The sequence below is a fragment of the Pseudomonas sp. MWU13-2105 genome, from assembly GCF_023242315.1.
In the GTDB taxonomy this organism is placed as follows: domain Bacteria; phylum Pseudomonadota; class Gammaproteobacteria; order Pseudomonadales; family Pseudomonadaceae; genus Aquipseudomonas.
On the sequence record NZ_JALLIY010000007.1, the window covers coordinates 171867 to 185278 of the forward strand.

The 13412-nt window shown below is 63.7% G+C and carries 10 protein-coding genes; 6 read left to right on the top strand and 4 right to left on the bottom strand.

Features of this window, described 5'->3' with window-relative positions; genetic code table 11:
* Window positions 1-142: 142 nt before the first annotated feature.
* From pabB to M5B96_RS12300, 4 genes are all read right to left on the bottom strand, one after another.
* Entirely contained in the window at window positions 143-1486 is a 1344-nt protein-coding gene (gene pabB, locus M5B96_RS12285) for an aminodeoxychorismate synthase component I (protein ID WP_248796953.1), read from the bottom strand.
* A 117-nt stretch (window positions 1487-1603) separates the two neighbouring features.
* Window positions 1604-2590 (bottom strand): alpha-L-glutamate ligase-like protein, encoded by a 987-nt coding sequence (locus M5B96_RS12290; RefSeq protein ID WP_248796954.1) that lies wholly within the window; start codon window positions 2588-2590, stop codon window positions 1604-1606.
* Window positions 2590-4122 (bottom strand): inactive transglutaminase family protein, encoded by a 1533-nt coding sequence (locus M5B96_RS12295; protein WP_248796955.1) that lies wholly within the window; start codon window positions 4120-4122, stop codon window positions 2590-2592. The genes M5B96_RS12290 and M5B96_RS12295 overlap by 1 nt, the downstream gene beginning before the upstream one ends.
* 5 nt (window positions 4123-4127) lie before the next feature.
* Entirely contained in the window at window positions 4128-4667 is a 540-nt protein-coding gene (locus M5B96_RS12300) for an ATP-dependent zinc protease (protein ID WP_248796956.1), read from the bottom strand.
* Window positions 4668-4970: 303 nt separating this feature from the next.
* Between M5B96_RS12300 and M5B96_RS12305 the strand changes: the two genes are divergently transcribed.
* The 6 genes from M5B96_RS12305 to prpD all read left to right on the top strand — a co-directional run bounded on the left by M5B96_RS12305 (window position 4971) and on the right by prpD (window position 13391).
* Window positions 4971-5693 (top strand): GntR family transcriptional regulator, encoded by a 723-nt coding sequence (locus M5B96_RS12305; protein WP_248796957.1) that lies wholly within the window; start codon window positions 4971-4973, stop codon window positions 5691-5693.
* A complete protein-coding gene (gene prpB, locus M5B96_RS12310) occupies window positions 5690-6589 on the top strand; it encodes a methylisocitrate lyase (protein WP_248796958.1) in 900 nt (299 codons plus the stop codon). The genes M5B96_RS12305 and prpB overlap by 4 nt, the downstream gene beginning before the upstream one ends.
* A gap of 181 nt (window positions 6590-6770) precedes the next feature.
* The gene (prpC, locus tag M5B96_RS12315) at window positions 6771-7898 is read left to right on the top strand and encodes a 2-methylcitrate synthase (RefSeq protein WP_248796959.1); all 1128 of its coding nucleotides are present in this window, start codon (window positions 6771-6773) and stop codon (window positions 7896-7898) included.
* A gap of 56 nt (window positions 7899-7954) precedes the next feature.
* Window positions 7955-10549, top strand: coding sequence for a Fe/S-dependent 2-methylisocitrate dehydratase AcnD (acnD, locus tag M5B96_RS12320; protein WP_248796960.1), 2595 nt, complete (start codon window positions 7955-7957; stop codon window positions 10547-10549).
* 165 nt (window positions 10550-10714) lie between these two features.
* The gene (gene prpF / locus M5B96_RS12325) at window positions 10715-11899 is read left to right on the top strand and encodes a 2-methylaconitate cis-trans isomerase PrpF (protein WP_248796961.1); all 1185 of its coding nucleotides are present in this window, start codon (window positions 10715-10717) and stop codon (window positions 11897-11899) included.
* A 7-nt stretch (window positions 11900-11906) separates the two neighbouring features.
* Window positions 11907-13391 (top strand): 2-methylcitrate dehydratase, encoded by a 1485-nt coding sequence (gene prpD / locus M5B96_RS12330; RefSeq protein ID WP_248796962.1) that lies wholly within the window; start codon window positions 11907-11909, stop codon window positions 13389-13391.
* The last annotated feature ends 21 nt before the right edge of the window (window positions 13392-13412 follow it).

The window sequence follows — 13412 nt, forward strand, 5'->3', positions numbered from 1 at the left end:
TGGCGACGACCGCATGTCCTTACGCGGCCCCTTGTGGGAGCCGGCTTGCCGGCGATGGCATCCGCCTGAACGATGACAGGCTTGAGGGCCTCATCGCCGGCAAGCCGGCACAGGTTGTGTGGTGTTCCGAGTGGGCGACGTTTCACAGGCCTTGCAGGGTATCGAGCAAGACCTTCACCTTGGTGATGGACTCCTGGTATTCCGCCTGCCAGTCGGAGTCGGCGACGATGCCGCCGCCGCCCCAGCAACTGACCTGGCCATCCTTGACCAGCAGGCTGCGAATGGCGATGGAGCTGTCCATCTCGCCGCGCACATCCAGGTACAGTAGCGAACCGCAATACAGCGCCCGTCGGGTCGGTTCCAGCTCGTCGATGATCTGCATGGCGCGGATCTTCGGTGCGCCGGTGATCGAGCCGCCGGGGAAGCTGCCGGCGATCAGGTCGAGGGCGTCGCGATCATCGGCCAGGGTCCCGGTCACGCTGCTTACCAGGTGGTGCACATTGGGGTAACTCTCCAGGCTGAACAGCTCCGGCACCCGCACCGAGCCGATGCGGCAGGTGCGCCCCAGGTCGTTGCGCAGCAGGTCGACGATCATCAGGTTCTCCGCGCGGTCTTTGCTGCTGGCCAGCAGTTCGGCGGCGTGGGCGGCGTCTTCGGCGGCGTCGCGACCGCGCGGGCGGGTGCCCTTGATCGGTCGCGTCTCGACCTGGCCCTGGCTGACCTTGACGAAGCGCTCCGGTGACAGGCTCAGCACCGCGCCCTGGTCGGGCAGGCTCTGGAAGCCGGAGAAGGGCGTCGGGCAGGCGGCGCGCAAGGCGCAATAGGCGACCCACGGATCACCCTGGCAGTCAGCCCGGAAGCGCTGGGCAAAGTTGACCTGGTAGCAGTCGCCGGCCTGGATATAGTGCTGGATACGTTCGAAGGCCTGGTGGTAGGCCTCGGCGCTGAGGTCCGCGGTCATCGGCCCCTTGAGCTGGAATTCGCCGATGACCGGGCCGGCCGGCCGGCTGAACAGCTGGATCAGCCGCTCGCGCTCTGCGGCTTCGAGGCTGGGATGGAACACCAGTTGGCTGCTGCCTTGCTGGTGATCGCTGATCAGTGCCCAGGCATACAGGCCGAAACGTGCATCGGGCAGTTGCAGGTCGTCCCGCGCCTGCTCGGGCAGGTTTTCCAGGTGGCGGCCGAAGTCGTAGCTCAGGTAGCCGATCAGGCCGCCGGCAAACGGCAGTTCGCAAGCCGCCGGCAGTTGCGCTTCACCCAGGCGCGCCAGGTTGTCCCGCAGGCGTTGCAGGAACGTCGTGCCGCGCTCATCCGGCAACACCGCCAGTTGCTCCAGCGGCCAGGCACTGAGCAGGTCGAAGCGCCCGCGCTCGGCCTCGGGGCGACCACTGTCGAGCAACACGGCGCCGGGCGCATGGCGAATCGCCGCGAAGTAATGGGCGGGATTGGCATGGTAGGGCAGCGGATGTACGGAGCAGGTCAACATGGGGGGCGGGTCAGCCATGGAAGCGCGGTGCGCGATTGTAGTCCCCCGTAGGCATTGCTCCTAGGGGCATGTCGCTGGATAGAGATTACCTTGTAGGAGTTATCCCGGAGGAGTGGATCAATCGCCGATCGTCGGCACATGCCCGAACAGTTCCTGGACAAAACGCACCCGTTGCGCCGGCGTCTCGCTGAGGCCCTCGGCGGCCAGCTCCGCCAGGTGGGCCTCCACGGCATGGGTGCGGTGGGTCAGGCCGCAGTCGTTGGCGATCTGGATATTCAGGCCCGGGCGGGCGTTGAGCTCGAGGATCAGCGGGCCCTTGTCCTGGTCCAGGACCATGTCCACGCCGATATAGCCCAGGCCGCAGAGCTCATGGCAGCCGGCCGCCAGTTGCATGAAAGCGTTCCAGTTCGGCAATTGCACGCCGTCCACCGGGTGGGTGGTGTCCGGGTGCTTGCGAATGATGTTGTTCAACCAGGTGCCACGCAGGGTGATTCCGGTCGCCAGGTCCACGCCGACGCCGATGGCGCCCTGGTGCAGGTTGGCCTTGCCGTGGGACTGGCGGGTCGGCAGGCGCAGCATGGCCATCACCGGGTAGCCCATCAGCACGATGACGCGGATGTCCGGTACGCCTTCGAAGCTGATGCTTTTGAAGATCGGGTCGGGGGTGACCCGGTATTCGATCAGCGCGCGGTCGCGGTGTCCGCCCAGGGAATACAGGCCGGTGAGGATGCTGGAAATCTGGTGCTCGATTTCGCCGTGGCTGATGAGGCGCCCGGAGATCGAGCGATAGTGGCCCTCGAAACGGTCGGCGATCACCAGGATACCGTCGCCGCCGGCGCCCTGGGCCGGCTTGATGACGAAATCACGGCGGCCATCGATGATCGCTTCAAGCCGGTCGATTTCCTTTTCCGTGGAAATCACCCCATACATTTCCGGCACATGGATACCGGCGGCGATGGCCCGCTGCTTGGTGATGATCTTGTCGTCGACGATGGGGTAGAGGCTGCGCTTGTTGTACTTGAGCACATAGTCCGCGTTGCGCCGGTTGATCCCCATGATGCCCCGGGCTTCCAGGGCCTTCCAGGTTTTCCACAGGCCGAACATCAGGCTTCTTCCTTCAGGAAGGCCTTGAAACGCACCAGTTCGGTCAGGCGGTAACCGCGATAACGTCCCATCGCCAGCATGAAGCCGACCAGGATCAGCAGGATCGCCGGGAAGGTGAAGACGAAATAGATCAGCTCCGGCACGGTCATGATCAGGTGCGCCAGGGCGGCGGCGAACAGCGTGCCGATGGCGACCTTCAGCGCATGGTTGGCGCCGCGCTCTTCCCAGGTGATGGACAGGCGTTCGATGGTCATGGTCAGGATCACCATCGGGAACAGCGCCACCGACAGGCCGCGCTCCAGGCCCAGCTTGTGGCTGAACAGGCTGATGGCGGCGATCAGTACCACGACGAAGGTCAGCACCACCGACAGCCGCGGCAGCATCTGCAGCTTCAGGTGCTCCAGGTAGGAGCGCAGCGACAGGCCCAGGGCGGTAATGATGGTGAACAGCACGATACCGAAGCCCAGCTGGGTTTCACGGAAGGCCAGGGCAATCAGCACCGGGGTGAAGGTGCCGAGGGTCTGCAGGCCCACCAGGTTGCGCAGGATCAGGATCACCAGCACGCCGATGGGGATCATCACCATGATCATGAAGGTCTGCTGGGTTTGCAGCGGCAGGCCGTAGAGTGAATATTCGAGGAAGTTGGCGTCGGAGTTCTCGTCAGTCAGCTTGGCCAGGCGGATGGCGTTCATCTCGCTGTTGTTCAGGCTGAAGGTGACGCCGGCCTTTTTGCCGCCATCGACGGTGATCAGGTTGTCGGCGCCGGTCCACCACAGCAGGCGGTCGGACGGCAGGCCCTGTTCGCCGGTGTCCGGGTTGAAGTACAGCCAGTCATTGCCGTTGAAGCTGCGCAACCAGAGTTCCGGGGTTTGCGGTTGATCGGCGACCAGGCGGAGGGTGTGGGCCCGTTCCATCGGTACATGGGCGATGGACAGCAGCAACTCGATGATCTGCGCCTTGTGCGGGGTCGACGGGTCGCCGGCGAGCAGCAGCTTGACGTTGTCATCGGCCAGGTTGTTGACCCGCTTGATGGTTTCGCCGATGAAGGTCTCGACGTCCGCCGAGTGCTGGCGGATCGGCGCGAGCAAGGCGTCGGCGGCGATTTTCTCCGGCCCCTCGATCGCCATGCTGTCGCGGAAGGTCGGGCCCTTGATCTTGGGTTTCTCGCCGGTGTAACGCTTGGTCAGCACCAGCCGGTAATACAGGGTCTGCTTGCCACTGACCTTGCGTGCCGACCAGGTGACCTTGCGGTTGCCGTCGGCACGATTGACGCTGACCCCATAGTTGTTGGAAATGAAGCTCTCGTTGAGGCTGACGTAGTCGCGGCTCAGGGGCGGCACGAACATCTGGATCTTCACCGGTTCCTTGGTGCTGGCGACGAACTCGACCTTGGCGTCGATGTTCCACAAGTCGTCCGTGGCGTCCTCGGTGACGGGGATACCCAACACGAAAATCTGATAGGCCGTGACCGAAGCACCCAGCAGCACCAGTACGGTGATGAGGATTTTCAGGTGGAGGGTGAGAGAACGCATTCGGATTACTCGGCGGTTTGAGCGTCGTGGCCGCAGGCGGGTTTGCCGGCAGCATATTTGAGACTGGGGTCGACCAGTGCATCGAAGCGCTTGAGGGCCTCGGAGCCGATCAGCAGCGGGTATTGGAAGCTGCTGCGGTCGGTCAAGTTCACTTCGATACTGCGCAAGGCGCTGCCCATGCAGATTTCCAGGTTGACCACCGGACGCGCGGTATAGGCGTTGCCCTCATCGGGGTCATAGTCGCCGGCGCGACGCTTGATCTTGCTGACGCGGGCCAGGGGCAGTTCGATCGGGTGCGAATGCGCGGCGTCGATCGCCAGGTAGAAGCGCACCCAGCTCTCGCCGTTGCGTTTGAACCGGTGGATGTCGCGGGCACTGAGGGACGCGGTCTTGGCCCCGGTGTCGAGCTTGGCCGGCACCTGCAGGTCGATCCCGGCCAGGTGCGCGTACTCGTTCAGGCCGTACACCGTCTTCTCTGTCGCGAGGCTCACGCCAGGCAGACAAAACAGGTAGAGAAGCAGTAGGGGGGTAGGCTTGAGTCTCATAAATCCTGGCGCGTATCGGGCAATCTTGATTCAAGGGGACTGGCAATATCGCGCAAGCATCCTCGTACGTCTGTCAGGAAAATATGACAGGCAGCGCATCGACGGATGCGCGCGGCATTCTAGCATGCTGGTCTGCTCACGCCAGCGCCGGGCACCTGCCCCGCCGGATAGGTCGACGCGTGTCCCTTCAGCCGTGCTTTTCGAGGGCTTCTTAGACTATTGTCGACAATACCAATTAATTCTTTGACTGAGTTGCTGATATTGGCTAGTTTTAGCGCCATTGAAAGATGAGGTGTCGACAATATGCTGCATGAGCTGGAGTCGCCCGTGATTGCCCAGGACGATTCGGAAACCTTGTCCGAGAACGTCTTCCGGCGCATTCAGGCCGCGATCGTCAAAGGTGAGATCGCCCCCGGCAGCAAGATTTCCGAGCCGGAACTGGCGCGTACCTACGGCATCAGCCGCGGCCCGCTGCGCGAGGCCATTCACCGCCTGGAAGGCCAGCGCCTACTGGTGCGCGTCCCCCATGTCGGGGCGCGGGTGGTGTCCCTCAGCCAGGCCGAGCTGATCGAACTCTACGAGATCCGCGAGTCCCTCGAAGGCATGGCCTGTCGCTTGGCGGCCGAGCGCATGACCGCCGAGGAAATCGAGGAGTTGCGACAGGTTCTCAATACCCACGAGCGTGACGCGGCGTTCCAGGCCGGGGTCGGCTACTACCAGCAGGAAGGCGATTTCGACTTCCACTACCGGATCATCCAGGGCGCCGGCAACCGCACCCTGACCCAGATGCTCTGCGGCGAGCTGTACCAGTTGGTGCGCATGTACCGCATCCAGTTTTCCGTTACCCCCAATCGGCCACGCCAGGCGTTCGCCGAACACCACCGGATTCTCGATGCCATCGCCGATCGCGATGGCGAATTGGCCGAACTGCTGATGCGCCGTCATATCGGCGCGTCGAAACGCAATATCGCGCGTCATTATCAGGACGCCGTCCAACCGACAGCTACGAAGCGAGGTGAGTCATGAGTCAGGGTTCCAACAAGAGCACGCCCGGTCAGCGTTTCCGCGATGCGGTCGCCAGCGAACATCCCTTGCAGGTGGTCGGCACGATCAACGCCAACCACGCCTTGCTGGCCAAGCGCGCCGGCTTCAAGGCCATCTACCTGTCCGGTGGCGGTGTCGCGGCAGGCTCCCTGGGGGTGCCGGACCTGGGCATCACCGGCCTGGATGACGTGCTCACCGACGTGCGGCGGATCACCGATGTCTGCGACCTGCCGCTGTTGGTGGATGTCGACACCGGCTTCGGCGCTTCCGCATTCAACGTCGCGCGCACGGTCAAGTCGATGATCAAGTTCGGCGCGGCGGCGATCCATATCGAGGACCAGGTCGGCGCCAAGCGTTGCGGCCACCGTCCGAACAAGGAAATCGTCACCCTGCAGGAAATGGTCGACCGCATCAAGGCGGCGGTGGATGCCCGCACCGACGACAGCTTCGTGATCATGGCGCGCACCGATGCCCTGGCCGTGGAAGGCCTGGAGTCGGCCCTGGAACGTGCCGCCGCGTGCATCGAGGCCGGCGCCGACATGGTCTTTCCGGAAGCCATCACCGAATTGGAGATGTACAAGCTGTTCGCCAGCCGGGTGAAGGCGCCGATCCTGGCCAATATCACCGAGTTCGGGGCGACGCCGCTGTTCACCGTCGACCAGTTGAAGGCTGCCGATGTGGCCCTGGTGCTGTACCCGCTGTCGGCGTTCCGCGCGATGAACAAGGCCGCGGAAAACGTCTACACCGCGATTCGTCGCGACGGTACTCAGCAGAACGTGATCGACACCATGCAGACCCGCATGGAGCTTTACGATCGCATCGACTATCACACCTTCGAGCAGAAGCTCGATGCGTTGTTTGCGCAGAAGAAGGGCTGATCGTTTTTTTTGTGGGAGCGGAGCTTGTCGGATCGCCGCACCGCCGCGAAGGGGCCCTGAGAGCGCCCAAAAGCTTCGCGGGCAAGCTCCGCTCCCACGGTTTGGGTGTGCACCCTCTTGAGGCGAACGCCCATTGATTGAATTGCCGAGTCCCTGACAACATCAAGAATTGGAGAGAGCAATGGCTGAAGCAAAAGTACTGAGCGGTGCCGGCCTGCGTGGTCAGGTCGCCGGGCAAACCGCCTTGTCCACCGTCGGCCAGGCCGGCGCCGGCCTGACCTACCGTGGCTACGACGTGCGGGAACTGGCCGCCGAGGCGCGTTTCGAAGAAGTCGCCTACCTGCTGTTATACGGCGAACTGCCGACTGCCACCGAACTGGCGGCCTACATGGGCAAGCTGCGGACCCTGCGTGACCTGCCCCAGGCCCTGAAGGAAGTGCTCGAGCGGATTCCCGCCGATGCCCATCCGATGGATGTGATGCGCACCGGCTGTTCCTTCCTCGGTAATATCGAACCCGAAGGCGATTTCTCCCGCCAGCACGAAGCCACCGACCGCCTGCTGGCCGCGTTCCCGGCGATCATGTGCTACTGGTATCGCTTCAGCCACGAAGGCCAGCGCATCGACTGCGTCACCGACGAGGCCTCCATCGGTGGGCACTTCCTGCACCTGCTGCATGGCAAGGCGCCGAGCGAGCTGCACCGCAAGGTCATGGACGTGTCGCTGATCCTCTACGCGGAGCACGAGTTCAACGCCTCGACCTTCACCGCACGGGTCTGTGCCTCGACTCTGTCCGACCTGTTCTCCTGCATCACCGCGGCCATCGGTTCCCTGCGCGGCCCGTTGCACGGTGGCGCCAACGAGGCGGCGATGGAAATGATCGAGCGTTTCAGCTCGCCGCAGGAAGCCGTCGAAGGCACTCTCGGCATGCTGGCGCGCAAGGACAAGATCATGGGCTTCGGCCATGCGATCTACAAAGACAACGACCCGCGCAATGAAGTGATCAAGGGCTGGTCGAAGAAGCTTGCCGATGAAGTCGGTGACAGCGTGCTGTTCCCGGTCTCCGAAGCCATCGACAAAACCATGTGGGAGCAGAAGAAGCTCTTCCCCAACGCCGACTTCTACCATGCCTCGGCATACCACTTCATGGGCATCCCGACCAAGCTGTTCACGCCGATTTTCGTCTGTTCGCGCCTGACCGGCTGGGCCGCCCACGTGTTCGAGCAGCGTGGCAACAACCGCATCATCCGTCCGAGCGCCGAGTACATCGGCGTCGAGCAGCGCAAGTTCGTGCCAATCGAACGTCGCTGAATACCGGCTGTAGGAGCTGCGTCCACTCTTGAATCTACCGTGACCGAGTCCTGACGATGAACACTGAATACCGCAAATCGCTACCCGGCAGCCGCCTGGATTTCTTCGACGCCCGCGCGGCAGTCGATGCCATCCAGTCCGGCGCCTACGCAACCCTGCCTTACACCTCGCGGGTGCTCGCCGAGAACCTGGTGCGGCGCTGCGATCCGGCGACGCTGACTGATTCCCTGAAGCAATTGATCGAGCGCAAGCGCGATCTGGACTTCCCCTGGTTCCCGGCCCGGGTGGTCTGCCATGACATTCTCGGCCAGACCGCCCTGGTCGACCTGGCCGGCCTGCGCGATGCCATCGCTTCCCAGGGCGGCGATCCGGCCCAGGTCAACCCGGTGGTACCGACCCAATTGATCGTCGACCACTCGCTGGCCGTGGAATGCGGCGGCTTCGACCCGGACGCCTTTACCAAGAACCGCGCCATTGAAGACCGTCGCAATGAAGACCGTTTCCATTTCATCGACTGGACCAAGAAGGCCTTCAAGAACGTCGATGTGATTCCACCGGGCAATGGCATCATGCACCAGATCAACCTGGAGAAAATGTCCCCGGTGATCCAGGCGCGGGACGGCGTGGCTTTCCCTGATACCTGTGTCGGCACCGACAGCCACACGCCCCACGTCGATGCCCTGGGGGTTATCGCCATCGGTGTCGGCGGCCTCGAAGCCGAGAGTGTGATGCTCGGTCGTGCGTCCTGGATGCGCCTGCCGGAAAGCGTCGGCGTCGAATTGACCGGCAAGCTGCAACCGGGCATCACCGCCACCGACATGGTGCTGGCGCTGACCGAGTTCCTGCGTCAGCAGAAAGTAGTCGGTGCCTGGCTGGAGTTCTTTGGCGAAGGCGCCTCGGCCCTGACCCTGGGCGATCGCGCGACCATTTCCAACATGGCCCCGGAGTACGGGGCCACGGCGGCGATGTTCTATATCGACCAGCAGACCATCGATTACCTGAAACTCACCGGGCGTGAGGACGAGCAGGTCAAGCTGGTGGAAACCTATGCCAAGCAGACCGGCCTGTGGGCCGACAGCCTCAAGGGCGCGCAGTACGAGCGCGGCTTGCGGTTCGACCTGTCCTCGGTGGTGCGCAACATGGCCGGCCCGAGCAACCCGCATGCACGGGTCGCCACCAGCGACCTGACGGCCAAGGGCATTGCCGGCCAGTGGGACGACGTGCCGGGGCAGATGCCCGACGGCGCGGTGATCATTGCCGCCATCACCAGTTGCACCAACACCAGCAACCCGCGCAACGTCATCGCCGCCGGCCTGATCGCGCGCAATGCCAACAAGCTCGGCCTGACCCGCAAGCCGTGGGTCAAGTCGTCCCTGGCGCCGGGCTCCAAGACCGTGGCGCTGTACCTCGACGAAGCCGGGCTGACCAAGGAGCTGGAGCAACTGGGCTTTGGCGTCGTGGCCTTTGCCTGTACCACCTGCAACGGCATGTCCGGTGCGCTGGACCCGGCGATCCAGCAGGAAATCATCGACCGTGACCTCTATGCCACGGCCGTGCTGTCCGGTAACCGCAACTTCGACGGACGCATCCATCCCTACGCCAAGCAGGCTTTCCTTGCTTCGCCGCCGCTGGTGGTGGCCTACGCGATCGCCGGGACCATCCGTTTCGATATCGAGAAGGACGTGCTCGGCCTGGATGCCGACGGCAAGGAAATCCGCCTCAAGGACATCTGGCCGAGCGACGCGGAAATCGACGCGGTGGTCAAGGCATCGGTGAAGCCGGAGCAGTTCCGCAAGGTCTATATCCCGATGTTCGCCATCCATGCGGACACCGGCCCCAAGGTCACCCCGCTGTACGACTGGCGGCCGATGAGCACCTACATCCGCCGTCCGCCGTACTGGGAAGGCGCCCTGGCCGGCGCGCGGCCGCTCAAGGGCATGCGCCCGCTGGCGGTGCTGCCGGACAACATCACCACCGATCACCTGTCGCCGTCGAACGCCATCATGCTCGACAGCGCGGCCGGTGAGTACCTGGCGAAAATGGGCCTGCCGGAAGAGGACTTCAACTCCTACGCGACCCATCGCGGTGACCACCTCACCGCGCAACGCGCCACCTTCGCCAACCCGAAACTGTTCAACGAAATGGTCGTGGAAGGCGGTAAGGTCAAGCAGGGCTCCCTGGCGCGGGTCGAGCCGGAAGGCCAGGTCATGCGCATGTGGGAAGCCATTGAAACCTACATGGAGCGCAAGCAGCCGTTGATCATCATTGCCGGTGCCGACTACGGCCAGGGCTCGTCCCGTGACTGGGCGGCCAAGGGCGTGCGCCTGGCCGGGGTCGAGGCGATCGCCGCCGAAGGTTTCGAGCGTATCCATCGCACCAACCTGGTGGGCATGGGTGTGTTGCCGCTGGAGTTCAAGCCAGGGACCGATCGCAAGACCCTCGGCATCGACGGCACCGAGACTTTCGATGTGATCGGCGCGCGTACCCCCCGTAACACCTTGACCCTGGTCATCAATCGGCACAACGGTGAGCGTATCGAAGTGCCGGTGACCTGCCGACTCGACACCGCCGAGGAAGTCTCGATCTACGAGGCTGGCGGTGTCTTGCAGCGGTTTGCCCAGGACTTCCTGCAATCCGCCACAGCGGGTTGAGGACGGCGCCGGGGCGGTGACCGAAGCCCCGGCCTTGTTCATCAGAAGCCGGTCTGCCAGTGCTTGAGGCGCACGATTCAGCGTCGTCATCGCCAGCAAACCGGCTCCTACCCATTCGTGTCTCGCCGCGAAATACCATCGCGCCCAGACCTTGCAGGAGATTTCATGGCTCACGCAGCGCAAATCAAGATACCCGCCACCTATATGCGTGGCGGTACCAGCAAAGGGGTGTTCTTCAACCTCAACGACCTGCCCGAGGCGGCGCAACTGCCCGGCGCGGCGCGGGACGCGTTGTTGTTGCGGGTGATCGGCAGCCCCGATCCCTATGAGAAGCAGATCGACGGCATGGGTGGGGCGACCTCCAGCACCAGCAAGACGGTGATCCTGTCCAAGAGCATCAAGGCCGATCACGACGTCGACTACCTGTTCGGCCAGGTCTCCATCGACAAGCCGTTTATCGACTGGAGTGGCAACTGCGGCAATCTGTCGGCGGCGGTCGGTTCGTTCGCCATCAGCGCCGGCCTGGTGGATGCCGGGCGGATCCCGCGCAATGGCGTGGCGGTGGTGCGTATCTGGCAGGTGAATATCGGCAAGACCATCATCGCCCATGTGCCGATCACCGAAGGTCAGGTGCAGGAAACCGGTGACTTCGAACTCGACGGCGTGACCTTTCCGGCCGCCGAAGTGCAGCTGGAGTTCATGGACCCCGCCGCTGAAGAAGAGGGCGCCGGCGGTTCGATGTTTCCCACCGGCAATCTGGTGGACGACCTGGAAGTCCCTGGCGTGGGCACCTTCAAGGCGACCCTGATCAATGCCGGGATCCCGACGATTTTCGTCAATGCGGCGGATATTGGCTATACCGGTACCGAGTTGCAGGGGGATATCAACAGCGATCCCAAGGCCCTGGCGATGTTCGAGACGATCCGCGCCTACGGTGCGGTGCGCATGGGCCTGATCCAGCGTATCGACGAGGCGGCCACGCGGCAGCACACGCCGAAGGTGGCGTTTGTCGCGGCCCCGGCGAGCTACACTGCGTCGAGCGGCAAGCCAGTGGCGGCGGCCGATCTGGACCTGCTGGTGCGGGCCTTGTCCATGGGCAAGCTGCACCACGCGATGATGGGCACGGCGGCGGTGGCCATCGGCACGGCGGCGGCGATCCCCGGCACCCTGGTGAACCTGGCGGCGGGTGGCGGCGCGCGCAGTGCGGTGCGTTTCGGCCATCCGTCGGGGGCCTTGCGGGTCGGTGCCGAAGCCACCCAGGTCAATGGTGAGTGGACCGTGGTCAAGGCCATCATGAGTCGCAGTGCGCGGGTGCTGATGGAAGGTTGGGTACGCATACCAGGGGAGTGAAGCGAGGATGAGCGCCAACGTCGATCTGAATGAGCGTCCTGATTACGACCAGGTCCTGCAGGACATTGCCGACTATGTGCTCGATTACCGAATCGAGTCCCCGGAGGCGTTGGACACTGCTCGTCATTGCCTGATGGACACCCTCGGCTGCGGCCTGTTGGCGCTACGTTTTCCCGAGTGCACCAAGCATCTGGGACCGCTGGTGGAGGGCACCGTGGTGCCGTTCGGTGCCCGGGTGCCGGGCACGAGCTTTCGCCTCGACCCGGTCAAGGCGGCCTGGGATATCGGCTGCCTCGTTCGTTGGCTCGACTACAACGACACCTGGTTGGCTGCCGAGTGGGGTCACCCCTCGGATAACCTCGGCGCAATTCTTGCGGTGGCCGACCATCTGTCGCAGAAGCAGGTGGCCAACGGCGAGCCTGCGTTGACCGTGCGCACGGTGCTGGAAGCGATGATCGTGGCCCACGAGATTCAAGGCGTGATCGCGCTGGAGAACTCCTTCAATCGGGTCGGTCTTGACCATGTGCTGCTGGTGAAAGTCGCCTCTACCGCGGTCACCGCCAAACTGATGGGGGCCAACCGTGAGCAACTGCTGGCGGCGCTGTCCCATGCGTTTGTCGATGGCCAGGCATTGCGCACCTATCGCCACGCGCCGAATGCCGGCTCGCGCAAATCCTGGGCGGCGGGCGATGCCAGCAGTCGTGGCGTGCGCCTGGCGGATATCGCCCTGCGCGGCGAAATGGGCATTCCCGGGGTGTTGAGTGCGGCGCAATGGGGCTTCTACGACGTGCTGTTCAGTCACACCAACAAGGATCTGGCGCTCAAGCCCGCGGACAAGCGCGTTTTCCGTCTTTCCCAGGCGTACGGCAGCTACGTCATGGAAAACGTGTTGTTCAAGATCAGCTTTCCGGCCGAGTTCCATGCCCAGACAGCCTGCGAGGCGGCGGTGATCTTGCATCCACAGGTCAGAAACCGCCTGGGCCAGATCGATCGGATCGTGATTACCACCCACGAATCGGCGATCCGCATCATTTCCAAGGTCGGCAAGCTGGCCAACGCCGCCGACCGCGACCACTGCCTGCAGTACATGACGGCGGTGCCGCTGGCTTTCGGCGACCTGGTGGCCGAGCACTACGAGGACGGGTTCCACGCGTCCCATCCGATCATCGATGTGTTGCGCGAGAAGATGGTGATCGTCGAGGAGCCGCGCTATACCCGTGAATACCTGGAGGCCGACAAGCGTTCGATTGCCAATGCCGTGCAGGTGTTCTTCAAGGACGGCACGAGTACCGAGCGGGTGGCGGTTGAATACCCGATCGGCCATCGGCGTCGCCGGGCCGAGGGCATTCCGTTGCTGGAGGACAAGTTCAAGGCCAACCTGGCGACACGCTTCACCGCTCAGCGCAGCGCCGGGATCCTCGCCCTGTGCAAGGATCCGGCGCGCCTGGAGGCGACGCCGGTGCATCGGTTTGTGGATTTGTTGGTGATCTAGCTGGTCTGCCCGCGAAGAGGC

Coding starts and splice junctions, on each gene's coding strand:
- acnD (WP_248796960.1), top strand. CDS start 7,955: ATGAACACTGAATACCGCAAATCGCTACCCGGCAGCCGCCTGGATTTC.
- pabB (WP_248796953.1), bottom strand. CDS start 1,486: ATGTTGACCTGCTCCGTACATCCGCTGCCCTACCATGCCAATCCCGCC.
- prpF (WP_248796961.1), top strand. CDS start 10,715: ATGGCTCACGCAGCGCAAATCAAGATACCCGCCACCTATATGCGTGGC.
- M5B96_RS12300 (WP_248796956.1), bottom strand. CDS start 4,667: ATGAGACTCAAGCCTACCCCCCTACTGCTTCTCTACCTGTTTTGTCTG.
- M5B96_RS12290 (WP_248796954.1), bottom strand. CDS start 2,590: ATGTTCGGCCTGTGGAAAACCTGGAAGGCCCTGGAAGCCCGGGGCATC.
- prpC (WP_248796959.1), top strand. CDS start 6,771: ATGGCTGAAGCAAAAGTACTGAGCGGTGCCGGCCTGCGTGGTCAGGTC.
- M5B96_RS12305 (WP_248796957.1), top strand. CDS start 4,971: ATGCTGCATGAGCTGGAGTCGCCCGTGATTGCCCAGGACGATTCGGAA.
- M5B96_RS12295 (WP_248796955.1), bottom strand. CDS start 4,122: ATGCGTTCTCTCACCCTCCACCTGAAAATCCTCATCACCGTACTGGTG.
- prpB (WP_248796958.1), top strand. CDS start 5,690: ATGAGTCAGGGTTCCAACAAGAGCACGCCCGGTCAGCGTTTCCGCGAT.
- prpD (WP_248796962.1), top strand. CDS start 11,907: ATGAGCGCCAACGTCGATCTGAATGAGCGTCCTGATTACGACCAGGTC.